This window comes from Enterobacter cloacae complex sp. ECL411 (assembly GCF_021869665.1).
Lineage (GTDB): Bacteria > Pseudomonadota > Gammaproteobacteria > Enterobacterales > Enterobacteriaceae > Enterobacter > Enterobacter intestinihominis.
Window position 1 is genome coordinate 4,331,152 of record NZ_CP091486.1, and the last position, 23,937, is coordinate 4,355,088.

At 56.1% G+C, this 23,937-nt stretch carries 22 protein-coding genes; 6 read left to right on the forward strand and 16 right to left on the reverse strand.

Features of this window, described 5'->3' with window-relative positions; translation table 11 throughout:
* Positions 1-29: 29 nt before the first annotated feature.
* From trpS to pilM, 12 genes are all read right to left on the reverse strand, one after another.
* Positions 30-1,034 carry a tryptophan--tRNA ligase gene (gene trpS / locus L3069_RS20865; RefSeq protein WP_015571430.1) on the reverse strand — a complete coding sequence of 335 codons (1,005 nt, stop codon included), beginning with the start codon at positions 1,032-1,034 and terminating at the stop codon, positions 30-32.
* Positions 1,027-1,788: a phosphoglycolate phosphatase gene (gene gph / locus L3069_RS20870; RefSeq protein ID WP_017384158.1), complete on the reverse strand. Its 762-nt coding sequence runs from the start codon at positions 1,786-1,788 to the stop codon at positions 1,027-1,029. The genes trpS and gph overlap by 8 nt, the downstream gene beginning before the upstream one ends.
* Entirely contained in the window at positions 1,781-2,458 is a 678-nt protein-coding gene (gene rpe / locus L3069_RS20875) for a ribulose-phosphate 3-epimerase (protein WP_003861634.1), read from the reverse strand. Before rpe ends, gph begins: the two co-directional genes overlap by 8 nt.
* A gap of 39 nt (positions 2,459-2,497) precedes the next feature.
* On the reverse strand, positions 2,498-3,310 hold the full coding sequence (dam, locus tag L3069_RS20880; protein WP_038416839.1) for an adenine-specific DNA-methyltransferase: 813 nt from the start codon (positions 3,308-3,310) through the stop codon (positions 2,498-2,500).
* 67 nt (positions 3,311-3,377) lie between these two features.
* Positions 3,378-4,682 (reverse strand): cell division protein DamX, encoded by a 1,305-nt coding sequence (gene damX, locus L3069_RS20885; protein WP_038416840.1) that lies wholly within the window; start codon positions 4,680-4,682, stop codon positions 3,378-3,380.
* A 92-nt stretch (positions 4,683-4,774) separates the two neighbouring features.
* Complete coding sequence (aroB, locus tag L3069_RS20890) at positions 4,775-5,863, reverse strand: 3-dehydroquinate synthase (RefSeq protein ID WP_038416842.1); 1,089 nt, start codon at positions 5,861-5,863, stop codon at positions 4,775-4,777.
* 57 nt (positions 5,864-5,920) lie between these two features.
* Positions 5,921-6,442: a shikimate kinase AroK gene (gene aroK, locus L3069_RS20895; protein ID WP_003861630.1), complete on the reverse strand. Its 522-nt coding sequence runs from the start codon at positions 6,440-6,442 to the stop codon at positions 5,921-5,923.
* A 286-nt stretch (positions 6,443-6,728) separates the two neighbouring features.
* Complete coding sequence (gene hofQ, locus L3069_RS20900) at positions 6,729-7,967, reverse strand: DNA uptake porin HofQ (RefSeq protein ID WP_038416843.1); 1,239 nt, start codon at positions 7,965-7,967, stop codon at positions 6,729-6,731.
* The gene (locus L3069_RS20905; protein WP_032677155.1) at positions 7,879-8,283 is read right to left on the reverse strand and encodes a HofP DNA utilization family protein; all 405 of its coding nucleotides are present in this window, start codon (positions 8,281-8,283) and stop codon (positions 7,879-7,881) included. Before L3069_RS20905 ends, hofQ begins: the two co-directional genes overlap by 89 nt.
* Entirely contained in the window at positions 8,273-8,725 is a 453-nt protein-coding gene (locus L3069_RS20910) for a hypothetical protein (protein WP_038416844.1), read from the reverse strand. The genes L3069_RS20905 and L3069_RS20910 overlap by 11 nt, the downstream gene beginning before the upstream one ends.
* Before the next feature lie 3 nt (positions 8,726-8,728).
* Positions 8,729-9,223 (reverse strand): PilN domain-containing protein, encoded by a 495-nt coding sequence (locus tag L3069_RS20915; protein ID WP_023307110.1) that lies wholly within the window; start codon positions 9,221-9,223, stop codon positions 8,729-8,731.
* Positions 9,223-9,996: a pilus assembly protein PilM gene (pilM, locus tag L3069_RS20920; protein ID WP_038416845.1), complete on the reverse strand. Its 774-nt coding sequence runs from the start codon at positions 9,994-9,996 to the stop codon at positions 9,223-9,225. The genes L3069_RS20915 and pilM overlap by 1 nt, the downstream gene beginning before the upstream one ends.
* Positions 9,997-10,116: 120 nt before the next feature.
* Here pilM and mrcA point away from each other — a divergent pair, with 120 nt between their 5' ends.
* The gene (gene mrcA / locus L3069_RS20925; protein ID WP_038416846.1) at positions 10,117-12,669 is read left to right on the forward strand and encodes a peptidoglycan glycosyltransferase/peptidoglycan DD-transpeptidase MrcA; all 2,553 of its coding nucleotides are present in this window, start codon (positions 10,117-10,119) and stop codon (positions 12,667-12,669) included.
* Positions 12,670-12,762: 93 nt separating this feature from the next.
* Here mrcA and nudE read toward each other — a convergent pair whose 3' ends face one another.
* Positions 12,763-13,323 (reverse strand): ADP compounds hydrolase NudE, encoded by a 561-nt coding sequence (gene nudE / locus L3069_RS20930; protein ID WP_003861622.1) that lies wholly within the window; start codon positions 13,321-13,323, stop codon positions 12,763-12,765.
* Between the two features lie 327 nt (positions 13,324-13,650).
* Between nudE and L3069_RS20935 the strand changes: the two genes are divergently transcribed.
* From L3069_RS20935 to hslO, 4 genes are all read left to right on the forward strand, one after another.
* Positions 13,651-15,789, forward strand: coding sequence for an intracellular growth attenuator family protein (locus tag L3069_RS20935; RefSeq protein WP_038416847.1), 2,139 nt, complete (start codon positions 13,651-13,653; stop codon positions 15,787-15,789).
* Positions 15,790-15,853: 64 nt separating this feature from the next.
* Positions 15,854-16,537 (forward strand): GMP/IMP nucleotidase, encoded by a 684-nt coding sequence (gene yrfG, locus L3069_RS20940; RefSeq protein ID WP_003861619.1) that lies wholly within the window; start codon positions 15,854-15,856, stop codon positions 16,535-16,537.
* Positions 16,534-16,935: a ribosome-associated heat shock protein Hsp15 gene (gene hslR, locus L3069_RS20945; protein WP_003861618.1), complete on the forward strand. Its 402-nt coding sequence runs from the start codon at positions 16,534-16,536 to the stop codon at positions 16,933-16,935. The genes yrfG and hslR overlap by 4 nt, the downstream gene beginning before the upstream one ends.
* 18 nt (positions 16,936-16,953) lie before the next feature.
* Positions 16,954-17,838: an Hsp33 family molecular chaperone HslO gene (hslO, locus tag L3069_RS20950; protein ID WP_006812239.1), complete on the forward strand. Its 885-nt coding sequence runs from the start codon at positions 16,954-16,956 to the stop codon at positions 17,836-17,838.
* A 122-nt stretch (positions 17,839-17,960) separates the two neighbouring features.
* Here the strand turns inward: hslO and L3069_RS20955 are convergent, their stop codons facing one another.
* On the reverse strand, positions 17,961-19,718 hold the full coding sequence (locus L3069_RS20955) for a DUF4153 domain-containing protein (protein ID WP_038416848.1): 1,758 nt from the start codon (positions 19,716-19,718) through the stop codon (positions 17,961-17,963).
* A gap of 376 nt (positions 19,719-20,094) precedes the next feature.
* On the opposite strand from L3069_RS20955, the gene pckA reads away from it, so the two are divergent.
* Positions 20,095-21,711, forward strand: coding sequence for a phosphoenolpyruvate carboxykinase (ATP) (gene pckA, locus L3069_RS20960; protein WP_038416849.1), 1,617 nt, complete (start codon positions 20,095-20,097; stop codon positions 21,709-21,711).
* Positions 21,712-21,804: 93 nt separating this feature from the next.
* Here the strand turns inward: pckA and envZ are convergent, their stop codons facing one another.
* Entirely contained in the window at positions 21,805-23,151 is a 1,347-nt protein-coding gene (envZ, locus tag L3069_RS20965) for a two-component system sensor histidine kinase EnvZ (protein ID WP_038416850.1), read from the reverse strand.
* Complete coding sequence (ompR, locus tag L3069_RS20970; protein ID WP_001157751.1) at positions 23,148-23,867, reverse strand: two-component system response regulator OmpR; 720 nt, start codon at positions 23,865-23,867, stop codon at positions 23,148-23,150. The genes envZ and ompR overlap by 4 nt, the downstream gene beginning before the upstream one ends.
* Positions 23,868-23,937: the final 70 nt, after the last annotated feature.

Sequence of the window (23,937 nt, forward strand, 5' to 3'; positions counted from 1 at the left end):
TAAGCGTAAGCGCCACCCGGCAAAGCGGCTTAAGGTTTCGCCACAAACCCAATCGCGTCGTACACCGCTTTCAGGGTTTCGGAGGCGCGCGCGCTGGCTTTTTCCGCGCCCTCTTTCATCACTTTTTGCAGGAAAGCTTCGTCGTTACGGTAACGGTGATAGCGCTCCTGCAACTCGGTCAGCATGCCGGAAACGGCGTCTGCCACTTCACCTTTCAGGTGGCCGTACATCTTGCCTTCAAAGTGTTTTTCCAGCTCAGGGATGCTCTGTCCGGTCACACCGGAGAGAATGTCCAGCAGGTTGGATACGCCCGCTTTGTTCTGCACGTCGTAGCGCACCACTGGCGGCTCGTCGGAGTCGGTCACCGCACGCTTGAGCTTTTTCACCACCGATTTCGGATCTTCCAGCAGGCCGATAACGTTGTTGCGGTTATCGTCAGACTTGGACATCTTTTTGGTCGGCTCCAGCAGCGACATCACGCGCGCGCCGGATTTCGGAATAAACGGCTCAGGCACTTTGAACACGTCGCCGTAAAGCGCATTGAAGCGCTGGGCGATATCGCGGCTCAGCTCCAGGTGCTGCTTCTGATCTTCGCCCACTGGTACCTGGTTGGTCTGGTACAGCAGAATATCTGCCGCCATCAGCACCGGATAATCAAACAGACCGGCGTTGATGTTTTCAGAGTAGCGCGCAGATTTATCCTTGAACTGGGTCATGCGGCTCAGCTCGCCGAAATAGGTGTAGCAGTTCAGCGCCCAGCCCAGCTGCGCGTGCTCTGGCACGTGAGACTGAACGAAAATGGTGCTCTTCTCTGGATCGATACCGCACGCCAGGTACAGCGCCAGCGTATCGAGCGTCGCCTTGCGCAGCTTCTCGGGATCCTGACGCGCGGTGATAGCATGCAAATCTACGATGCAGTAAATGCAGTGGTAGTCATCCTGCATGCTCACCCACTGACGTAACGCACCCATGTAGTTACCAATGGTCAGTTCACCTGAAGGCTGTGCGCCACTAAAAACGATGGGCTTAGTCATTATTCAATTCCTGATGTTCACTGTGCGAGAGCCCGAGTGCGGGCAACAAATCTTTGAAGTGGTCGAACACAACGTCCGGCTCACTCAGCGTAATGGCTTCACCGTAGTTGTAGCCGTAGGTCAACCCAACAGACGGGCAACCTGCCGCTCTGGCAGCCAGAATATCATTGCGGGAATCCCCGACAAAGAGCAGCTCCGCAGGCGCTAAGGATAATTTTCCTGCCACCAGCAATAGCGGTTCCGGATGCGGCTTTTTATTCTGCACGTCATCGCCGCCCACAATTACGGAGAAGTATTTCGCGATATCCAGCGCTTCCAGCAGAGGCGCAACGAACGGTGTTGGCTTGTTGGTCACCAGCCCCAGCGGGATGCCTTTCGCATGTAGCGCGCTCAGCGTTTCAGCGACATCCGGGAACAGGAAGCTGCCCTCTTCGACGGTCTCTTCGTAGAAACGGTCGAACAGTTTGCGCAGAATACGCTGCTGCTCATCCTGGGGAATATCCGCGTGGTCAACACTCGGTTTCCCTTGCGCAGAACGCTGAGAGGCACGTTCCTGACGAGCCCAGGTCAGCGCGCGCTCCATCAGCACGTCTGCACCGTTACCAATCCACGTCACGACGCGCTCTTCGCCCGCAACGGGGAGTTCAAGGGCATACAGCGCCTGATCGACGGCGCGGGTTAATCCTGGCGCGCTGTCGACCAGCGTGCCGTCGAGGTCAAATGCTACACCCCGAATAGCCTGCAATTTATCCATGACTTACCTTCGCCAGTTCACGGCGCATTTCATCAATGACTTTTTTGTAATCCGGTTGATCGAAGATGGCGGAGCCTGCGACGAACATATCCGCCCCTGCCGCCGCAATCTCACCGATGTTATTGACCTTCACGCCGCCGTCCACTTCCAGACGAATATCATAGCCAGACTCATCAATGCGGCGGCGCACTTCACGCAACTTGTCGAGCGTCTGAGGAATAAACGACTGGCCGCCAAAGCCCGGGTTGACGGACATCAGCAGGATCACGTCCAGCTTGTCCATCACGTAGTCGAGATAGCTCAGCGGGGTCGCCGGGTTAAAGACCAGCCCCGCCTTACAGCCGTTCTCTTTGATCAGCTGTAGCGTGCGGTCAACGTGTTCGGAGGCTTCCGGGTGGAAAGTGATGATGCTGGCACCCGCCGCGGCGAAATCAGGCACGATGCGATCAACCGGTTTCACCATCAGATGCACGTCAATGGGCGCGGTGATCCCGTAGTTACGCAGCGCTTTAAGCACCATCGGACCGATGGTCAGGTTGGGAACGTAGTGGTTATCCATAACGTCGAAATGGACGACATCCGCGCCAGCCGCGAGAGCTTTGGCAGTGTCTTCACCCAGGCGGGCAAAATCGGCCGACAGAATTGAGGGGGCAATCAAAAACTGTTTCATCCGCATCTCCTTGAAATGTGTTTACCGGCGGGCAAAGGCTCAGGGTCGATAAAGCGCCAGAAGTTCGTCCACCTTTTTACGTGTGCCGCCGTTGCTGCTAATGCTACGCCGCACTTTTACCTGAAAATGCTTCGCGGCTTTGTACCATTCGCGCGTATCAGGCGTGTCGTGATTCGAAATTAACACCGGAATTCTTTTGCTGACCAGCTTTTCCGCCATCTCAGCCAGACGCGCCTGCTCGGCCGGGCTGAAGCTGTTGGTGTGGTAGGCGGTGAAATTTGCCGTGGCAGACAGCGGCGCGTAAGGCGGGTCACAGTAGACCACCGAGTTTACACCCGCCAGCTCCATGCACTCTTCATAGGAGAGACAGTAGAACTCGGCATTCTGCGCTTTTTCAGCAAAGTGATACAGCTCTTCCTGCGGGAAATAGGGACGCTTATAGCGGCCAAACGGCACGTTAAACTCGCCACGCAGATTATACCGGCACAGACCGTTGTAGCCATGGCGGTTGAGATAAAGAAACAACAGCGCGCGACGGAACGGGTCCTGGCTCTGATTAAACTCAGCGCGGAACTGATAGTAAATGTCCGGGTTGTTGTTCTCTGGCGTAAACAGCTTCCGCGCCTCTTCCACATACTCATCGGTACGCAGTTTGACGATGTTATAGAGGCTGATAAGGTCGCTGTTGATATCCGCCAGGATATAACGAGAAAAATCGGTATTCAGGAATACCGATCCAGCACCCACGAAGGGCTCGATAAGACACTCGCCTTTCGGCAGGTGCTTTTTAATATCGTCGAGCAGGGGGTATTTCCCCCCTGCCCATTTAAGAAAAGCGCGATTTTTTTTCATGCTGACTAACTGATTACACCTTCTCCGGCTGTGGAGAAAGCTCCGACAGCATCCTGCGCTTTAAACATTACTTCAGATCGGCCTGCACCTGATGAATTGGCTTCGCCCACGGGTTTTTCGCCTGCACATCGGCAGGCAGCGTGGAGACGGCTCGTTTTGCTTCATCTTTTGAGGCATAAACTCCGCTTACCAGAACGTACCAAGGCTGTCCGTTACGGGTCGTCTGATAAACCACATAGTTTTTCAGATTCGATTTCTTCGCCCAGGCGTTGAGGTTGTCGTAGTTAGACGAACTGCTCAGCTGCAACGTGTAGTTGCTGGATGATGCGGATTTCAGAGAACCCACGTTACCCGTCGTTTTACCTGCCGCGGTGCTGGATGCGCTAGCGGTTGGCGTAGCAGCCGGTGCCGCAGTTGCAGCAGGCGCGGTTGTGGTCGCCGTTGCTTTAGGTGCAGCGGTTGCCGCAGGCGTTGGCGCTTTAACCGGTTGGCTCACCGCAGGTTTTGTCTGCGCTGGCGCTTTCGTTTCTGGCGCTTTTGCCACGGTCTGCGGTTTCGTCTCACGCTTCGGCTCAATCACAGCCTGCTTACGCTCCTGACGCGGCGCAGTCTGCGTCTGGCGCGGTTTGGTTTCCGTTGCCGCCGTTTGCTGCTGGGCATTGCTGCCATGAACTGGCGCAACGGTGGCAGGTTCAGTAGGCAGCGTGGAGTTCACCACGGCAGCGTTAACCTGCTCCTGATTCTGCGGCTGCGGCTGCGTCAGCGCGTTATTCAGATCGCCCTGAACTTCAACACGCTGCTGGCCCTCCGGCGTAACAGGCGCCTGGCCCTGAGTTGGGGTCGCAGAGACGGGCGGCAGAGAGATATCCTGACCGGCGCTGGTGTTACCTGCGGTCTGCTCTGCGGAAGTGGTGCCCGGCGCTGGCTGAGCGCCATTCGCCTGGTTGCTCGCATCGTTACCAGACAGGTCGATGCTCTTCTCGGCAGACGCTGTCTGCTCGGTAGAATGGGTAGAAGGTGCTTTTAGCGCGGAACCAATGCCGACAATCAGCAATACCAGAACCAAAACGCCAAGGCCCATCATGATGTACTGACGGGAGGCCGGTTTTGCCGCTACCGCTTTTTTACGTTTGCGCGGACGACGTTCAACAGGCTGTTCATCCATTAACTCTTCTTCGGATTCATACTCCTCGTCTTCACGCTCATTTCGCGCATTACGGCTACGCGAAGGGCGACGATCGTCTGCATCCAGATCGACATCGTCAAAGTTGATCTGCGGCTCGTTATCACGTTCTGAAGATTGACGAGAACGACCAGTACGACGATCGCTGGGATCGGGTTTCAGCTCGTCTTCTGGTTTGAATTCATCCATTTAACACCCCACTCAAAGGCTTCTGCCAACGACTCTGCATTTACCTGAAGCTAAAACGACCACCTGTTACAGCAGCCTGACCTTTCTAGTTGTTACGCCTGCTGACAATCAGCAATAGCGCCAAGTACGACTTCGTGCGGCACTCCGCCGCGCACTTCACTTTTCCCTATTGCAAGCGGGAGTACCAGACGCATCTCACCTGCCAATACTTTTTTATCGCGCATCATGTGGGGAAGGTACGCTTGCGCAGACATTTCCTGCGGACCATTCACCGGCAAGCCAGCACGTTTAAGCAACGTGATGATACGTGCTGTCTCTTCCGGCCTGAACTGCCCCAGACGTTCAGAGGCACGGGCCGCCATGACCATTCCGGCAGCGACAGCTTCACCGTGAAGCCAGTTACCGTAGCCCATTTCGGCTTCGATCGCATGACCAAACGTATGCCCCAGATTCAGTAAAGCACGTAAGCCGGTTTCACGCTCATCTGCGGCAACGACTTCTGCTTTCAGCTCACAGCAACGGCGAATACAGTAGGCCATTGCCTGCCCATCGAGGCGCAGCAGCGCATCCATATTCTCTTCCAGCCAGGTGAAGAACTCACCGTCAAGAATAATGCCGTATTTGATCACTTCTGCAAGGCCGGACGCCAGTTCGCGCGCTGGCAAGGTTTGCAGACAGTCGAGATCCACCACCACCGATGCAGGCTGGTAGAACGCGCCAATCATGTTTTTGCCGAGCGGATGGTTAACCGCCGTTTTACCGCCCACAGAAGAATCGACCTGTGAGAGCAACGTGGTTGGAATTTGAATAAAGCGCACACCGCGCTGGTAGCTGGCGGCTGCAAAACCGGTCAGATCGCCCACAACGCCGCCGCCCAGGGCAAGCAGTGTTGTATCACGACCGTGCGGTTTTTGCAGAAGTGCGGTAAAGACGGTATCCAGTACCGTCAGGCTTTTGTACTGCTCGCCATCGGGCAGAATCACACTGTCGACCTTCACGCCCGCCTGCTCAAGCAGGTGGCGTACACGGTCGAGATAAAGCGGAGCCAGCGTCTCGTTGGTGACCAGCATCGCCTGATCACCCGCTTTCAGTGGTAAGAAGGAAGCTGGATCGTTAAACAAACCAGCCGCGATGGTGATAGGGTAACTACGTTCCCCGAGAGTAACTGTAATCCTCTCCATGACGCGACATCCACCTTAAATGCTTTTACCCGCAGGCGAGTGTATATAAAGCCAGAATCAGTTGCTTTCCAGCATATGAATAATCTGGTTTGCAACCACTTTAGCGCTTTGATCGTCAGTACGAATGGTCACATCAGCAATCTCTTCGTACAGAGGATTGCGTTCATCGGCCAAAGCTTCCAGAACTTCACGTGGCGGTGTTTCAACCTGCAACAACGGGCGCTTTTTATCACGCTGCGTGCGTGCCAGCTGTTTTTCGATGGTCGTCTCAAGATAGACCACTACGCCACGGGCGGAGAGACGGTTGCGGGTTTCGCGAGATTTTACAGAGCCGCCGCCTGTTGCCAGCACAATGCCCTGTTTTTCCGTGAGTTCGTTGATCACTTTTTCTTCTCGGTCACGGAAACCTTCTTCGCCTTCTACGTCGAAGACCCAGCCCACATCCGCTCCGGTTCGTTTCTCAATCTCTTGATCAGAATCGTAAAATTCCATATTGAGTTGTTGAGCTAACTGACGCCCAATAGTGCTTTTGCCGGCACCCATAGGCCCAACCAGAAAGATATTGCGTTTCTCTGCCATTTTTTCGGTACTACTAAGACTATTCGTTAATGGTAATCCCCGCTGCGCAGACACCCGGCGTAGCAGGACATGAACTGAAACCTCATTTGCAATAGAGCGAGAGTCAGACGAAAAATTATCTCAATACTCCGGCTTGTTTGGCAACTGATTAAATCACCGTTCCCGGCGCATAAGGAAATAAGACGTAAGTCCAACTCAAATCGGTACTCCTTGTATGCTAATTCATGCCCCACGTCAAACATCTGCAACAAACTGAATGCAAAATCATTGCGGGGATCGTTACCCATTAATGAATACTGACCAGACGTGGCGTGATAAACACCACTAACTCGCGCCGTTCGTTATCTTTTCCGTCATGGCGGAACAACTGACCCAGCCACGGAATGTTGCCCAGCACGGGCACGCTGTCGCGTCCGGTTTTATTCTTTTGCGAAAAGATCCCGCCCAGCGCGAGCGTTTCCCCACTTTTTACCTCTACCTGCGTTTCGATCTCCTGCTTATCAATCGCCAGCGTTTCGCCGTCCGCCTGTTGCAGCACCTGGCCAGGCATATTTTCACTGATATGCAGCTTCAGACGAACGCGGCCGCCCGGGAGCACCACCGGCGTGACCTCCATGCCTAATACCGCCTCTTTAAACTCAACGGAGGTCGCTCCGCTTTCGCCGCTGGAAACCTGATACGGGATTTCGCTGCCCTGCTTGATGCTGGCCGGCTGCATGTGCGACGCCAGTAGCCGCGGGCTGGCGATGATATCCACCTGCTGCTTTTGCTCAAGCGCCGACAACTCAAGATCCAGCATCCTGCCGTTGATGCGCCCGATATTAAACCCAACGTGTGTGGTTGCACTGGCCACCGACAGGTCAGCGCCCAACGTCGTGACCTGACCCACCTTACCGGCCTCCGTTGCGTCAGCGAGGTTCCATTTCACCCCCAGTTCACGCAGGCTTTTTTCACTAATGGTCACAATCTGCGCCGCCAGTTCTACCTGCTCGACGGGCAGATCCATCTGCGCTGCCCAGCGCTGGATCATATCCACCACCGACTTGTTATCCCTGACCAGGAGACGGTTGGTGCGCTTGTCGACGTAGAGACTGCCTTTCGGGCTTAAGAGCTTTTCCGCCGCTTTTTGCAATTCGGCCGCATCCGCATAAGCAAACGGAATGCTGTGAGAGAGCAGCGGAGCGTCGAGCAGACGCTGGGCCCGCTCCTGCTCTTTACGCGTCTGTTGCTCCCGCTGCCAGGCCGCCGTATGCACATAAAAAATGCCGCCCTCTTCCCGCAATACCAGCCCGGCACTGTTCACTACCGTCTGAAGCGCCTGCCTCCAGGGCACCCGCGTTAGATTCAGCGAAAGCGAACCGCTGACATCCGGCGACACCACCAGATTGCGATCCTCCTGCGCTACCATCGCCTGTAATACCTGCACCACCGGGACATCATCCACCAGCAGGGTGACCGGTTTTGGCGTCGCGGCCCACAGGGGCTGGCTGAGTGCCGCCAGTAACAGCCCTATCCATATCTTCACTTTTTTTCGTTCCTTCTCGCTGCCATGTCCATCGCTTCGGCTCGCACATCTCGCCGACATCAACGGTCAGTTGTTGTGTATCTATCGCACTCACCCGCCAGCCTGGCGGTAACCGCATCTGCGTTTTTACCCGGTGCCAGCGGTTCTGCCCGTCCTGCATAAGGCCGATATCCCTGCTGCCGCTGACTACTCCCTGATACCGCCACTGGCTGAGTTGCCCTGCTGCGCAACGCTCTTCCGGCACGGAGAAGGGATCCCGCATCCCGGTCAGGAAAAGCGGAGAAAGCAGGATCAGCAAAAGGGTTTTACTGCGCATGACCGATCTCCAGTTGCAGGCTAAGGCGTAGCTGTTTTCCCTGTGGGGTGATGGAAAACGCGCTCACCCGCACGTTCTCAAGCGCCAGCCGGGAAAAGAGCGCCGGAACTGCGCCCCATAAGGCATCCAGCGCCAGCTCTCCCCCACTGTGCTGCGGTTTCCAGTACACCAGCCTTGCGTCCTCACGCTGAAATGCCAGCGGAGAAAAGGGCTGCACCGGCTTCACTTGCGTAACCACAGGTCGCCGCCCGGCCTTTGGCCACAGCGAGGCGTTGATTCGCTTCGCACTGCTGGCCTGCGCCTGAATATCGGCGTAGCACAGAGCAGCGGGTCTGAGCAGCGCTCCCCAAATCGCAAACGCAACGATCCCCGACGCGATCAACCAGCAAAGGACGCGCCGGGAAGGACGTGCATCTGTCCAGCGTTGATACCAGATGCCCACTGGCTACCTCCGGCTATGCAGTTGAAAAGAGAACATCCATCGCCCCTGGCTATCCTGTTGCAATTCGCCTGCCGGTCCGGGGTTAAACCCCGTCACCCTTTTCAGCGCATCGGTCATGGCGGAGAGCGTCGGGAGTGAGGTGGTATAGCCCGTCAGGATCAGCGAGGGTGGCTGATAACGCAGCGCCGTCAGCCACGCCTGCCGGGGCATTGCACTGGCAAGGGATTCAAGCGCGGGTTGCCATGCCACCGTCTCAGGCGGCTGCGAAAGGGGTTCCAGCCCCGCAGACTGCGGCTGACGGGCTTTCAATACCTTCTGCACCGCACGCGTTCCCGCCAGATCGCTCTGCAACGCCTGTGACGCGAGAGTCTGCGTCGCCCGAAGGCTGACGCCTCCCGCCAGCATCACCAACAATGAGGCGGTAAACAGCAGCCCCCAAAAACGCAGGCGCTGATTACGTTGCTGCCGACGCCAGGGTAAAAGATTGGGCATGCTCATTACGGCGCCTCGCTCATGGCCAGCGCCAGGGCGACGGTGTAATCAGCACCACATTCTGGCAACGGCGGCTGACACAGCGTCACCGCTTCCCAGGGATACCGTGCAGCATCAAACACGGCGATATCAGAAGGAGAAAGTGCAAGCAACGCCGCCAGCTCATTCACCGTCGCCGCTTCTGTGGTGTAGCGCCGCCCCCACTGGTGACGCATCGCCCACAGCCACTGGTGTTTATCCCTCCAGGCTACGCACCGGACGGGGGCAACAGCAGAGAGAAGATTAGCCAGTGCGCCGGCATCCGGGACGATTGCGGCCAGGCGCAAACGCAGCGCTTTCGCCAGCGACAACAGGGTATCGACCTCTCTGTTTTGCGCGGCGGTAACCTGAAAAGTGTTGCTGAACGTATCCTGCGCGTAGTCAAAGCAGAGCGTATCGGGAGGCATCTCCAGCTCACGCGCTAATGCGGCGCCTACCCAGGTGAGCTGTTCGCTGTCACGCAAGTTAACGGATGGACGGGGCAACGCGCGTTGCAGAACGCGCGTTGCCGGAAATGAGAGAAATACCCGATGCGAGTGCGGCAATGTTTTCCGCCAGCCACGTAATGCGTTAACCAGTTGTTCTGGCTTAAGTATTTTGCCTTCACCCATAACCCCGTCCGACAGCGGCACCGCCCACCAGCGCCGTAAACGCCAGCCGGCCCGCTCTCTGGTCAGCGCCACGGCAATCACCTTATCCTGTTGAATATGAACGCCTGTTTGCCACGTTTTAAAAGCCATGCTTCACGATCTCCTTATCGCCCGTCGGAGTGACGGCTATATCAATGAATCAGGCTTGCCTTTATACTACCGCGCGATTGTTTAGAAACTGCCCAGGCTAAACCAAATGGGAAATCTCCGGTGAAGTTCGTAAAGTATTTATTGATCCTTGCAGTCTGTTGCATTCTGCTGGGAGCAGGCTCGATTATTGGTTTGTACAAATATGTCGAGCCGCAACTCCCTGATGTCGCCACACTTCGTGATGTGCGGCTTCAGATCCCTATGCAGGTCTATAGCGCCGATGGTGAACTGATGGCGCAATACGGCGAGAAACGTCGTATCCCACTGACCTTAAATCAAATTCCACCCGTGATGGTGAAGGCTTTTATCGCCACCGAGGACAGCCGTTTTTACGAGCACCACGGTGTCGATCCGGTCGGTATTTTCCGTGCGGCAAGCGTGGCGCTGTTCTCCGGTCATGCCTCTCAGGGGGCAAGTACCATTACCCAGCAGCTGGCGCGTAACTTCTTCCTCAGCCCGGAAAAGACGCTGATACGTAAGATCAAAGAAGTGTTCCTCGCGATCCGCATTGAGCAACTGCTGAGCAAAGACGAGATCCTTGAGCTTTACCTCAACAAGATCTATCTGGGCTACCGCGCCTATGGTGTAGGGGCTGCGGCTCAGGTCTATTTCGGTAAGTCGATCGATCAGCTCACGCTGAGCGAAATGGCGACCATTGCCGGCCTGCCAAAAGCGCCATCAACGTTTAACCCGCTCTACTCGCTGGACCGCGCCACCGCGCGCCGTAACGTTGTGCTATCGCGTATGTTGAGCGAAGGCTACATCAGCCAGGATGAGTACGATCGGGCACGCAGCGATGTGATTGATGCCAATTACCATGCACCGGAAATTGCTTTCTCATCGCCGTATCTGACGGAAATGGTTCGCCAGGAGATGGTGCGCCGCTACGGCGACAAAGCATATGAAGACGGCTATCGCGTTTACACCACCGTGACCCGCAAGGTGCAGCAGGCTGCCCAGCAGGCGGTGCGTAATAACGTGATGGATTACGATATGCGTCACGGCTATCGCGGCCCGTCCAACGTGCTGTGGAGAGTGGGCGAAGGCGCATGGGACAGCAAAAAAATCACTGATTCCCTGAAAGCGCTGCCGACCTATGGCCCGCTGCGTCCGGCGGTGGTCACCCAGGCCGATCCGCAGGAAGCGGTGGCGATGATGGCCGATGGTACATCCGTTTCGCTGCGTATGGAGGGTATCCGCTGGGCGCGTCCGTACCGTTCTGACACCCTTCAGGGGCCTACTCCACGTAAAGTGACGGATGTGGTACAAACCGGACAACAAATCTGGGTGCGTCAGGTAGGCGATGCCTGGTGGCTGGCACAGGTGCCGGACGTCAACTCTGCCCTGGTCTCCATCAATCCGCAGAACGGTGCCGTGATGGCGCTGGTTGGCGGGTTCGATTTCAACCAGAGCAAATTTAACCGCGCAACCCAGGCGCTGCGTCAGGTCGGTTCGAACATCAAACCGTTCCTGTATACCGCGGCGATGGACAAGGGGCTAACGCTCGCCAGCATTCTCAACGACGTGCCAATTTCCCGATGGGATGCCGGTGCGGGCTCTGACTGGCAGCCGAAGAACTCTCCGGCGCAATACGCTGGCCCTATCCGTCTGCGTCAGGGCCTTGGCCAGTCGAAGAACGTGGTCATGGTTCGCGCGATGCGTGCGATGGGCGTTGATTATGCGGCAGAGTATCTGCAACGCTTCGGCTTCCCGGCGCAAAACATCGTTCATACCGAATCTTTGGCGCTCGGCTCCGCGTCCTTCACGCCGCTCCAGGTCGCGCGTGGCTACTCGGTAATGGCAAACGGCGGCTTCCTGGTCGATCCGTATTTCATCAGCAAAATCGAGAACGATCAGGGCGGCGTACTGTTTGAAGCGAAGCCGAAAATTGCCTGCCCTGAATGCGATATTCCGGTGATTTACGGCGACACGCCAAAATCCAATGTCCTTGAAAACAAGGATATGGAAGATGTTGCCATCTCTCAGGAACGTCAGAATCTGGCGGTGCCGCAGCCTCAGCTGGAACAGGCCAATCAGGCGCTGGTCGTCCAGAGTGGCGCGCAGGAGTATGCTCCGCACGTGATCAGCACGCCGCTGTCATTCCTGATTAAGAGCGCGCTGAACACCAACATCTTTGGCGAACCGGGCTGGCAAGGCACCGGCTGGCGAGCGGGCCGCGATTTGCAGCGCCGCGACATCGGCGGCAAAACAGGCACAACCAACAGCTCAAAAGATGCCTGGTTCTCAGGTTATGGCCCGGGCGTTGTCACCTCGGTCTGGATTGGTTTTGACGATCACCGCCGCACTCTGGGGCGCACAACCGCTTCTGGCGCGATTAAAGATCAGATTTCCGGTTACGAGGGCGGGGCTAAGAGTGCGCAACCGGCCTGGGATGCTTACATGAAGGCCGCTCTCGAGGGCGTGCCGGAGCAGCCGCTAACGCCTCCGCCGGGCATTGTCACGATCAATATTGACCGCAGCACCGGACAGCTCGCGAATGGCGGCAACAGCCGTGCCGAGTATTTCATCGAGGGTACGCAGCCAACCACGCAGGCGGTGCATGAGGTGGGTACCGAAATCATTGATAACGGCGAAACGCACGAGCTCTTCTGACGCCAACAAAAAAGCCGGGCGGTGGCGACGCCTGACCCGGCCTACAGCGTAATGCAAAACGGCAACCTTCGGTTGCCGTTTTTAATGGTGGCGCTACAAACGCCCCTGCCCCTTCAGCCACTCCCGCACCAGGAACAGTGCGCTCACGTTGCGTGCCTCGTTAAAGTCAGGATCTTCCAGCAAATCCATCAGATGAGCCAGCGGCCAGCGAACCTGCGGCAGCGGTTCCGGCTCGTCTCCTTCCAGCGATTCAGGATAGAGATCTTCCGCGACAACAATGTTCATTTTGCTGGAGAAATAGGACGGCGCCATGCTCAGCTTTTTCAGGAACGTCAGCTCTTTCGCGCCAAAGCCGACCTCTTCTTTCAGCTCCCGGTTTGCCGCTTCAAACACCGTTTCGCCCGGATCGATCAGTCCTTTGGAGAAGCCCAGCTCGTAGGATTCTGTGCCCACGGCGTATTCACGAATGAGGATCAGGTGCTCGTCGACGATAGGCACTATCATCACCGCTTCACGCGAGGAGGGGCGCATACGCTCATAAACACGACGCACACCGTTGCTGAACTCCAGATCCACACTTTCAACATTAAACAGACGCGATTTTGCGACGGTTTCAACATTCAGAATGGTGGGCTTTTGTAAGGGTTTGGTCATCTTGACGGGTCTTTGCTGGGTGAACTGGCTTTATTGTGCGATACGCCGCACGGTTTCGGCAATGTCAATTGCTCTTTATTTACATTTATGCAACGTAACTGTAGGCAATTCTCATTTCAAAACAAATGTCAAGAGGTTGAAAAGTTTCCAGGAATTTGCTGATATCGCGCCGGAACAGGCTTTGTTATCATTACCGGTCACTGGGATGCGCGTCAACATGCTCAAGTTAGACTCCATACTTGCCGATAGCCGACCACAGAATCTCATTCATTGTACAAAAGGTGCGACTGACAACACCTGTAAGAAGATAAGTAAGATGGGGAAAGCATGAGCACCATTTTGATTTTTCTCGCTGCTGTGCTGGCCTGCGCGTCGATTGCGGTGTGGGTATTCAGGCGCCGCGTACATCGCCGTTATCGGCTGCCCTTTTTGAACGCGTTTGCCGGGGCAAACACGCGCAAGCTCTCGCCAGAGGAACGCAGCACCGTTGAGCAGTATCTCGACACGCTGAACCGATCCCGGCTTTCGCCTGGCCCTACCGGCGCCAGCACCGCCCCCGTATCGCTCAACCTGAACGCCCAAAGCGACACCGTTCTGTGCGTAACGCGCTCTATTACCCGCTACGGCATCACAACCGACGATCCCAACAAATGGCGTTACTATCTCGACTCTGTTGAAGTGCACCTGCCTCCCTTCTGGGAGCAGTATATCAACGACGAAAACAGCGTCGAGCTCATCCATACCGATACGCTGCCGCTGGTTATCTCCCTTAATGGTCATACTCTGAGCGAATATGTTCAGGAAGCGCCACGCTTTGCGCTGGAACGCGCAAGCGGAACGCAGGCCTCTATTCGTGGTGAAGAGACAGAGCAGATTGAACTGCTCAACATCCGCCAGGAAACGCATGAAGAGTACGTCCTGAGCCGCCCGGATGGCATTCGCGAAGCGGTGCTGATTGTCGTCTCGTTCCTGCTCTTTTTCATCTGCCTGCTGACGCCGGACGTGTTTGTTCCGTGGCTCGCGGGTGGCGCAGTACTGCTTCTGGCCGCCGGGCTGTGGGGCATATTTGCCCCGCCGGCAAAAACGTCATTACGCGAAATTCACTGCCTGCGCGGAACCCCAAAACGCTGGGGACTGTTCGGCGAGAACGATCAGGAACATATCAACAATATCTCGCTCGGGATCATCGATCTTATCTATCCGCGCCACTGGCAGCCGTGGATTGCGCAGGACCTGGGCCACAAAACGGATATTGATATCTATCTCGACCGCCACGTTGTACGCCAGGGACGTTACTTATCCCTGCACGACGAAGTAAAAAACTTCCCGCTTCAGCACTGGCTTCGCAGCGCGGTGATTGCCGGTGGCGCCGCGTTAATCTTCCTCATGCTGCTGCTTTTCGTGCCGCTGGATATGCCGATTAAATTTACCCTGTCATGGATCAAAGGGGCGCAAACCGTGGAAGCCACCAGCGTACAGCAGCTCGAAGAAGCGGGTGTACGCGTGGGGGATACGTTGCGGCTGAAAGGCACCGGGATGTGTAATATCCACTCACCGGGCGCCTGGAACACGCGCCAGAACTCGCCGTTCGCGCCGTTCGACTGCTCTCAGATCATCTGGAATGACGCCTCTCCGCTGCCGCTTCCGGAATCGGATGTGGTCAATAAGGCCACCGCGCTCACCCAGACGATTAATCGCCAGCTCCATCCAAAACCGGATGATGATTCTCGCGTCAGCCCTGCCCTGCGTTCGGCCATTCAGAAGTCCGGCATGGTGCTGCTGGATGACTTTGGCGAAATCGTCCTGAAAACAGAAGATCTCTGCTCAGCTCAGGATGACTGTATCCGGCTGAAGAACGCGCTGGTCAACCTCGGCAACAGCAAAGACTGGGACGCGCTGGTGAAACGCGCCGAAGCGGGACGCCTCGATGGTGTGAATGTGCTTTTGCGTCCGGTCAGCGCCGAGTCGCTGGATAACCTGGTGGCGACCTCTACCGCCCCCTTCGTGATGCGTGAAACCACCCGTGCCGCCCAGGCGCTTAACAGCCCGGCGCCTGGCGGTTTTGTGATTGCCAGCGATGAAGGCAGCGACCTGGTGGATCAACCCTATCCGCAGGTTTCGCTGTATGACTATCCTGCCCAGGAGCAGTGGAGCGAATTCCAGCGTCTGGCGCAGATGCTGATGCAGACGCCATTCAGCGCGGAAGGGATCGTCACCACCCTCTTTACCGATGCCAACGGCACGCGTCATATTGGCCTGCACCGTATGCCGGATAGCGCTGGCCTGTGGCGCTATGTAGGGACATCCCTGCTGCTGATTGCGATGCTGGCGTGTATTGTCTGGAACGGTTATCAGGCCGTACGCCGCTATCAGCGCTCCCGCACGCGACTGGCAGAAATCCAGGCCTACTACGAAAATTGCCTTAACCCGAAACTGATCTCCTCTTCTGAGAGCCTGATCGGATAACGTCTCTGCGCGACAAGTTGTGCTACCCTGTCGCGCACGTTTCTTCTGGCTGGAGTTCCCCCTTATGCATCTTAATATCGACTGGCAGGCGGTCGATACCGTCCTGCTTGATATGGACGGCACGCTGCTTGATCTCGCCTTTGATAACTATTTCTGGCAAAAGCTGGTTCCGGAAACGTACGGTGAACAGCAGGGGATCTCCCCGGCGGAAGCGCAGGAATTCATTCGTTCGCAATATAGCGCGGTGCAGCATACGCTAAACTGGTACTGTCTTGACTACTGGAGCGAGCGACTCGGTTTGGATATTTGCGCCATGACCACCGCCCAGGGCGCACGCGCCGTTCTGCGCGAAGATACGGTCCCGTTCCTGGACGCGCTGAAAGCCTGCGGTAAGCGCCGTATTTTGCTGACAAATGCGCATCCCCATAACCTGGCCGTGAAGCTGGAACATACCGGTCTTGCTTCGCACCTTGATTTATTGCTTTCCACCCACACATTTGGTTATCCGAAAGAGGATCAGCGGTTGTGGCATGCCGTGGTGGAAGAGACCGGTTTACAGCCGGAACGCACGCTGTTCATTGACGACAGCGAGCCGATTCTGGATTCTGCGGCCGCATTTGGCATTCGCTATTGTCTGGGCGTGACCAATCCTGATTCCGGCCTGGCTGAAAAAAGCTATCTGCGACATCCGGGGCTGAACGACTATCGCCGGATGATCCCCTCACTCACCGTGAAGGAGACGCCATGAAAGAAAAACCCTCTGATGGGGTAAGACTGGATAAATGGCTGTGGGCCGCCCGTTTTTACAAAACGCGCGCCCTTGCCCGAGAAATGGTTGACGGCGGAAAGGTGCATTACAACGGTCAGCGCAGCAAACCGAGCAAGCTGGTTGAACTGAATGCCACGTTAACGCTTCGCCAGGGCAACGATGAGAAAACGGTGGTGGTGAAAGCCATTACCGAACAGCGGCGGCCCGCAACCGAAGCCGTTTTGCTGTATGAAGAGACGGCCGAAAGCATAGAGAAGCGCGAGAAAACCGCGCTGGCGCGCAAAATGAACGCGCTGACGATGCCTCACCCGGACCGGCGACCGGATAAAAAAGAGCGCCGTGATCTGATGAAATTTAAACACGGTGAGAGCGAGTAACCCTCACCTGCATGAGAGATGAAAATGGCCCAACACGACCAATTACACCGCTATCTGTTTGAACAATTCGCCGTGCGCGGCGAGCTGGTCACCGTATCCGAAACCTGGAAACAGATTCTGGAAAACCACAACTACCCGCTGCCGGTAAAAACCCTGTTGGGCGAACTGCTGGTTGCCACCAGCCTGCTGACCGCCACGCTGAAGTTCGCTGGCGATATTACCGTCCAGTTGCAGGGCGATGGCCCAATGTCGCTGGCGGTGATCAACGGCAATAACCAGCAGCAGATGCGCGGCGTGGCGCGCGTTCAGGGCGATATCCCTGAAAATGCGGATCTGAAAACGCTGGTCGGAAATGGCTACCTGGTTATCACGATCTCGCCTGAAGAAGGTGAGCGCTATCAGGGCGTTGTCGGTCTGGAAGGCGATACGCTTGCCGCCTGCCTGGAAGATTACTTCATGCGTTCCGAACAGCTGCCAACCCGTCTGTTCATCCGCACCGGTGAAGTGGATGGTCAGCCTGCTGCCGGCGGTATGCTGCTTCAGGTTCTGCCTGCGCAGGATGCGCAGACCAATGATTTCGAGCATCTGGCAACGCTGACGGAAACCATCAAAGCGGAAGAGCTGTTCACCCTGTCGGCGACCGACGTGCTGTGGCGTCTCTACCACGAAGAAGAAGTGACGGTTTACGATCCGCAGGCGGTGGAATTTAAGTGCACCTGCTCCCGCGAGCGTTGTGCTGGCGCCCTGAAAACGCTGCCGGATGAAGAGATCGACAGCATCATGGCGGAAGACGGTGAAATCGATATGCACTGTGACTACTGCGGTACGCACTACGTGTTCAATTCGATGGATATCGCGGAGATCCGCAATAACGCCTCTCCGGCGGATCCGCAGGTTCACTAAGCTCTGAGCCTGTTGCCCGGCGGCGCTACGCTTGCACGGGCCTACAATGAATTGTGCAATTTTTTGATATGATTGCTAATTGTAGGCCGGGTAAGCGTAGCGCCACCCGGCAAGAAAGAGCACTAACGCCGCCGCGCATTATTGTAACTGTCGTAGCTCATATCGACACGCTCCCCAAAAATCTCAATATCCGCCCAGGGCTTCACGACAGATTTCACTTTCCTCTGCCTTAATGCGCGGTCAAGTTCTTCTCTGGTCAATGCCTCCGGCATTTTCCACGCGTCCCCGGCGATCCTCCAGCCCGTGTTGGTTTGTGTGTAAGCCACGATCGTGCGATCGGTAAATTGAAATAGCACGGCTTCAGGCTTGCCGTCGCCGTTAAGATCCAGCGGCATGAGTAAACAGTTACTCTGGGCGCTATCGCAGCTCTCAAAGCGATACTGATTGCTGAGCATGGCTTGCCACAATGCCTTATCAGGACGAGCCATTCCCGGTGCGAGCTGGACCTGTTTTTCCAGCATCGCGGCGGTCATCTTACCTGCTCCGCCAGCGTTCCTGGAGAGAAGACCATTTATTTCACGCTGGCGTTTTGGGTTAGAGATAAACTGCGGATCGTTTTGCAGCGTGAGCATCGCCTCCCGCCCCTTTCGTCCAGCGTTACTGAGCATATACAGGCTGACTTGATCCGCCGTTATTCTGCCGTCCTGATAGCGGGCCATATGGCTTGCAACGCTTATTCGCCACGGATCCAGCACGGGGGTATGGATCAACGCCAGGAAGATGAGGGAAAGCAGCCCGGTCGCCGGTATGACGTACGCATGGATCTTCTGCGGTTCACGGCGCTGAATCAGAACGCTGGCGCAAAAACCGACCGCCCAGACCAGCGCCACGATGGTTATCAATACCCCGTACAGACGCTCGGGTGACCAGCCGTATTGCGAAATGCGTAGCCACAGCGCCCACCCCGCCAGAACCGGGTACGCGGGTACGATAGCCACAGCAAGGCGAATCATCCCTCGCAGCGGGGCATAGTAAGGCAGCGTTTGACGCTGTGGATGCCACACTATCGTCACCAGGAATAACAGCAGCAGCGCTAAGGTGGTCAGCAAGCCCGCGGCGGATATTCTGGCTGAAATGGATTCAAAGCCGACAAAAGGCAACGCGCCAATAAAGAGCAGCGCCAGCGCCGCCATCAGGGGAAGCAGACCGGTGGCTATGAGGGTCAGCAGATTTTGCAGGGCAAGGATTAACCTTACCTGCATACGCGTGAGCACGGCCGCACTGGCTGAAACCACGCCAATCGCCACTGAAATAAATCCGTCAGAATGAAAGAAAAGCAGATCAAAAAAGCCGATGCCGATAAGTTCGAAAAGCTCGGCCCAGAGGAAAAGCACCAGCCAGAAGAGACCATTCGAAACAAAAATAATGAGCAGCGTCAGCGCGTTATGCCAGTTTCGTTGATAAAAGTCGCTGTAGAACGAGGTAGTCGGGACGGGATCCAGACGCCGCTGAAGCCATGGCAACACGAACAGCGTCATCAGCAGCAGATGAAAGCCGAAAACGAGCATCTCATCTCTGAGATTCCAGCTTTCGAGTCCTGCAACGCTCCACTTAAGCCAGCCGCCCATACCCGCGACTGCCGCGCCGATCATCCCGAGTGACAGCCACAAAAATGGCTTTCTGAATGACGTCATGGCAAGAGACAACGTGGTTGTCATTACCACGGTGGCAGGTACTACACACATCAGCCACAGCGTATCCGATGGCAATTTTGCGTACTCGATATACCACGTAATTACATAGCAAATTACGCCCTGTAGAGCCCCCGCCAGCACGACGGCTACGCGCGTTGAAGGAGATAACGTCTCACGGTTTTCCATTTCTCATCCCTTGTTCATGAAAAATCTATTGTCTCATCAAGGCAAAAGTCTGGCCCCCACCTCAAACTCTGAAAATAGCTGACCCAAGAGACCTGAATCGTTTTCCCAATGTAACTCTTACGTAATTTTCTTTCATGTATGCGATTACATTCACATTCTTCTGGATAAATTCACCAGAGATTAACCTTTTAAGAACATTTTCCCCAACCAAAAAGCGATTCCTGCGATAATCTGCCCGCCCTGTGACTGGAGTCGCAGCGTTTTCCGTTAGTAAGGGTTTTGACCAGATACGTAAATCTATGAGCCCCGTCGCGGTTAACATCCCCAGAAAAACCCTACAATTTCAGGCAGTACATATTGGCTAAGGAGCAGTGATATGCGTGTTAATGGTTTAACCCCGCAAGATCTCAAGGCTTATGGTATTCACGACGTCCAGGAAGTGGTCTACAACCCCGATTACGATACGCTGTATCAGGAAGAGCTCAATCCGGCACTGGAAGGGTACGAGCGAGGTGTGTTGACGAATCTTGGTGCTATCGCCGTCGATACCGGTATTTTTACCGGCCGTTCGCCGAAAGATAAATACATCGTCCGAGATGATACCACCCGCGATACGCTGTGGTGGGCCGATAAAGGCAAAGGGAAGAACGATAACAAACCGCTCTCTCCTGAAACCTGGCAGCATCTGAAAGGGCTCGTCACCCATCAGCTTTCCGGCAAGCGTCTGTTCATCGTCGATGCTTTCTGCGGCGCTAACGCCGACACCCGTCTCTCCGTTCGGTTTATCACTGAAGTGGCCTGGCAGGCGCATTTCGTGAAGAACATGTTCATTCGTCCGACCGATGAAGAACTGCAAAACTTCACCCCTGACTTTATCGTGATGAACGGCGCGAAATGCACCAACCCGCAGTGGAAAGAACAGGGTCTGAACTCCGAAAACTTCATCGCCTTCAACCTGACCGAGCGTATCCAGCTGATCGGCGGTACCTGGTACGGCGGCGAAATGAAGAAAGGGATGTTCTCGGTCATGAACTACCTGCTGCCGCTGCGCGGTATCGCCTCCATGCACTGCTCGGCGAACGTCGGTGAAAAAGGTGACGTGGCGGTGTTCTTCGGCCTTTCCGGCACCGGTAAAACGACTCTGTCCACCGATCCAAAACGTCGTCTGATTGGCGACGACGAGCACGGCTGGGACGACGACGGTGTGTTTAACTTTGAAGGCGGCTGCTACGCGAAAACCATTCGCCTGTCTGAAGAGGCAGAGCCGGATATCTACCACGCGATTCGCCGCGATGCGCTGCTGGAAAACGTCACCGTGCGTGCCGATGGCTCTGTCGACTTCGACGATGCGTCCAAAACCGAAAACACCCGCGTCTCTTATCCGATTTACCACATCGACAACATCGTGAAGCCGGTGTCGAAGGCGGGCCACGCCACGAAGGTGATTTTCCTGACCGCAGACGCGTTCGGCGTGTTGCCACCGGTTTCCCGCCTGACCGCCAGCCAGACGCAGTACCACTTCCTCTCTGGCTTTACCGCTAAGCTGGCGGGTACCGAGCGCGGTGTGACCGAGCCAACCCCAACCTTCTCCGCATGCTTCGGCGCGGCGTTCCTGTCGCTACACCCAACGCAGTATGCGGAAGTGCTGGTGAAACGCATGCAGGCATCCGGCGCACAGGCATACCTGGTGAACACCGGCTGGAACGGGACGGGCAAACGTATCTCCATCAAAGATACACGCGCCATCATCGACGCGATTCTGGATGGTTCATTGGATAACGCCGAGACCTTTACGCTGCCGATGTTCAATCTGGCGATCCCAACAGAGCTGCCTGGCGTGGATACGCGTATCCTCGATCCGCGTAACACCTATGGTTCACCGGAACAGTGGCGCGAGAAGGCAGAATCGCTGGCGAAACTGTTTATCGAAAACTTCGAGAAGTATACCGACACCCCGGCGGGTGCTGCGCTGGTGAATGCGGGACCAAGGTAAAAGCAAAAAGGCAACGAAAGTTGCCTTTTTTAATGTTTTCTCCCTCTCCCCGTGGGAGAGGGCCGGGGTGAGGGCATCAGGCCCCACCCTTTTTTAACTCTCTTTCACCTGCCCCCGTAAAACCGGCACCGGTAACGATGCGCGAATGCTCAAACCACCCCGTTCGCTGGTGCCAATTTCCAGCAGTCCGTTATGGTTATCAACAATACGCTGCACAATCGCCAGGCCTAAGCCGGTTCCGCTGGTGCTGCGCGCGCTGTCGCCGCGCACAAACGGCTGGAACAGGTGCTTACGCTGCTCAGGCTTGATGCCCGGGCCATCGTCTTCCACCTGGAACCAGGCGCGGTTGAGTTCCGTACCGCTGCTGACTTTGATCCAACCGTTGCCGTAGCGCGCCGCGTTGACCACCATATTCGCCACCGCGCGTTTGATGGAGAGCGGGTGCATACGTACCTGAATCTCACCCGCCTGAAGGTCGGTCGCAATTTCACGTTCGTAGCCGCTTTCGGCAGCAACAACTTCGCCCAGAACCGCGTTCAGATCCGCCATCTCCATCGGCATCTCCTGCCCGGTACGCAGGTAGTCGATAAACTGCTCGATGATGGCGTTACACTCTTCGATATCCTTGTTGATGGACTCTGCAAGATAACCATCCTGCTCGCCCATCATCTCTGTTGCCAGCCGGATACGTGTCAGCGGGGTGCGAAGGTCATGGCTAACCCCCGCCATCAGCAGCGTACGGTCGTCAGCCAGCTGTTTAACGCCTGCCGCCATGTGGTTAAAAGCACGCGTTACCGAGCGCACTTCCGATGCGCCATACTCGCGCAGCGGCGGTGGGATAATACCTTTACCAACCTGCAATGCCGCATGCTCCAGGTCGACCAGCGGTCGGTTCTGGATACGAATAAACAGCCATGCGCCACCGATGGCCAGCAGCATGATCGCCAGGGTGTATCGGAACAGCGGTGAGAAGTCGCCCTGATGAATCTCGGTGAGCGGAACACGCACCCAGATGTTGGGTGACAGCCAGGTTTTCAGCCAGACAACCGGCGAGCTTTTATTGACCTCAACGCGCACTTCCGTCGGGCCGCCAAGCTGCTGCGCCATCTGCTGGCTAAGGAATTCATAGTGCTGCGCCCAGCGCAGGCCGGCATCTTCCGCCGCTTCGTTCGAGTAGAGAGAAATGCCCAACTCACGGTAGATTTCCCGACGGAACGCCGGGGGGACAACCAACTGCGTGCCGTCCTCCAGTTGCAGTTTGTCGGTCATCAGCATACGCACTTCGTATGCCAGCACCTTATTAAACTGCTGAAGGCTCGGCAGGATCGCAAAGTTCAGCACCACCAGGTAGGTCGTCACCAGGCTGACAAACAGCAGGGTGACGATCAATAACAGCGTGCGGGCAAACGAACTTCGCGGCGAGAAGCGCATTCGCCTCATGCTTTAGAGCCGTCCGGGACAAACACGTAGCCCAGACCCCACACGGTCTGAATATAACGAGGATGCGCCGGATCTTCTTCCACCATGCGGCGCAGACGAGAGATCTGCACGTCGATAGAACGTTCCATTGCGGAGTATTCACGGCCGCGCGCCAGGTTCATCAGCTTGTCACGTGAAAGCGGTTCACGCGGGTGGCTGACCAGCGCTTTCAGTACCGCAAACTCGCCGCTGGTGAGCGGCATTGGCTCATCTTCACGGAACATTTCACGGGTGCCGAGGTTCAGCTTGAACTTACCGAATGCAATGACGGCCTCTTCCTGAGACGGCGCGCCCGGCAGCTCGTTCGCCTGACGACGCAGCACAGCGCGAATACGCGCCAGCAGTTCACGCGGGTTGAACGGCTTAGGAATGTAGTCATCAGCGCCAATCTCAAGGCCGACGATACGGTCAACTTCTTCACCCTTCGCCGTCACCATGATGATTGGCATCGGGTTGCTCTGGCTACGCAGACGACGGCAAATAGAGAGCCCATCTTCGCCAGGCAGCATCAGGTCCAACACCATCAGGTGGAAGGATTCACGCGTCAGCAGACGATCCATCTGTTCCGCGTTCGCGACGCTACGAACCTGGAAGCCCTGCTCGGTCAGATAACGTTCCAGCAGCGCACGCAGGCGCATGTCGTCATCTACGACCAGAATTTTGTAGTTCTCTTGCATTGTGTGTACTCCCAAAGGTTCGGATAAGCCTGGAACAGCGTATTCTAAAAAAGTGCACGGGTTCGACCAG

Bases quoted from the DNA above. Each gene is read 5' to 3' on its own strand.
- hslO (WP_006812239.1), top strand. From the start codon at position 16,954: ATGAAAATGGCCCAACACGACCAATTACACCGCTATCTGTTTGAACAA.
- ompR (WP_001157751.1), bottom strand. From the start codon at position 23,867: ATGCAAGAGAACTACAAAATTCTGGTCGTAGATGACGACATGCGCCTG.
- hslR (WP_003861618.1), top strand. From the start codon at position 16,534: ATGAAAGAAAAACCCTCTGATGGGGTAAGACTGGATAAATGGCTGTGG.
- L3069_RS20905 (WP_032677155.1), bottom strand. From the start codon at position 8,283: ATGCGCAGTAAAACCCTTTTGCTGATCCTGCTTTCTCCGCTTTTCCTG.
- envZ (WP_038416850.1), bottom strand. From the start codon at position 23,151: ATGAGGCGAATGCGCTTCTCGCCGCGAAGTTCGTTTGCCCGCACGCTG.
- dam (WP_038416839.1), bottom strand. From the start codon at position 3,310: ATGAAAAAAAATCGCGCTTTTCTTAAATGGGCAGGGGGGAAATACCCC.
- L3069_RS20915 (WP_023307110.1), bottom strand. From the start codon at position 9,223: ATGAGCATGCCCAATCTTTTACCCTGGCGTCGGCAGCAACGTAATCAG.
- L3069_RS20935 (WP_038416847.1), top strand. From the start codon at position 13,651: ATGAGCACCATTTTGATTTTTCTCGCTGCTGTGCTGGCCTGCGCGTCG.
- aroB (WP_038416842.1), bottom strand. From the start codon at position 5,863: ATGGAGAGGATTACAGTTACTCTCGGGGAACGTAGTTACCCTATCACC.
- aroK (WP_003861630.1), bottom strand. From the start codon at position 6,442: ATGGCAGAGAAACGCAATATCTTTCTGGTTGGGCCTATGGGTGCCGGC.
- nudE (WP_003861622.1), bottom strand. From the start codon at position 13,323: ATGACCAAACCCTTACAAAAGCCCACCATTCTGAATGTTGAAACCGTC.
- yrfG (WP_003861619.1), top strand. From the start codon at position 15,854: ATGCATCTTAATATCGACTGGCAGGCGGTCGATACCGTCCTGCTTGAT.
- L3069_RS20955 (WP_038416848.1), bottom strand. From the start codon at position 19,718: ATGGAAAACCGTGAGACGTTATCTCCTTCAACGCGCGTAGCCGTCGTG.
- trpS (WP_015571430.1), bottom strand. From the start codon at position 1,034: ATGACTAAGCCCATCGTTTTTAGTGGCGCACAGCCTTCAGGTGAACTG.
- pckA (WP_038416849.1), top strand. From the start codon at position 20,095: ATGCGTGTTAATGGTTTAACCCCGCAAGATCTCAAGGCTTATGGTATT.
- rpe (WP_003861634.1), bottom strand. From the start codon at position 2,458: ATGAAACAGTTTTTGATTGCCCCCTCAATTCTGTCGGCCGATTTTGCC.
- damX (WP_038416840.1), bottom strand. From the start codon at position 4,682: ATGGATGAATTCAAACCAGAAGACGAGCTGAAACCCGATCCCAGCGAT.
- gph (WP_017384158.1), bottom strand. From the start codon at position 1,788: ATGGATAAATTGCAGGCTATTCGGGGTGTAGCATTTGACCTCGACGGC.
- pilM (WP_038416845.1), bottom strand. From the start codon at position 9,996: ATGGCTTTTAAAACGTGGCAAACAGGCGTTCATATTCAACAGGATAAG.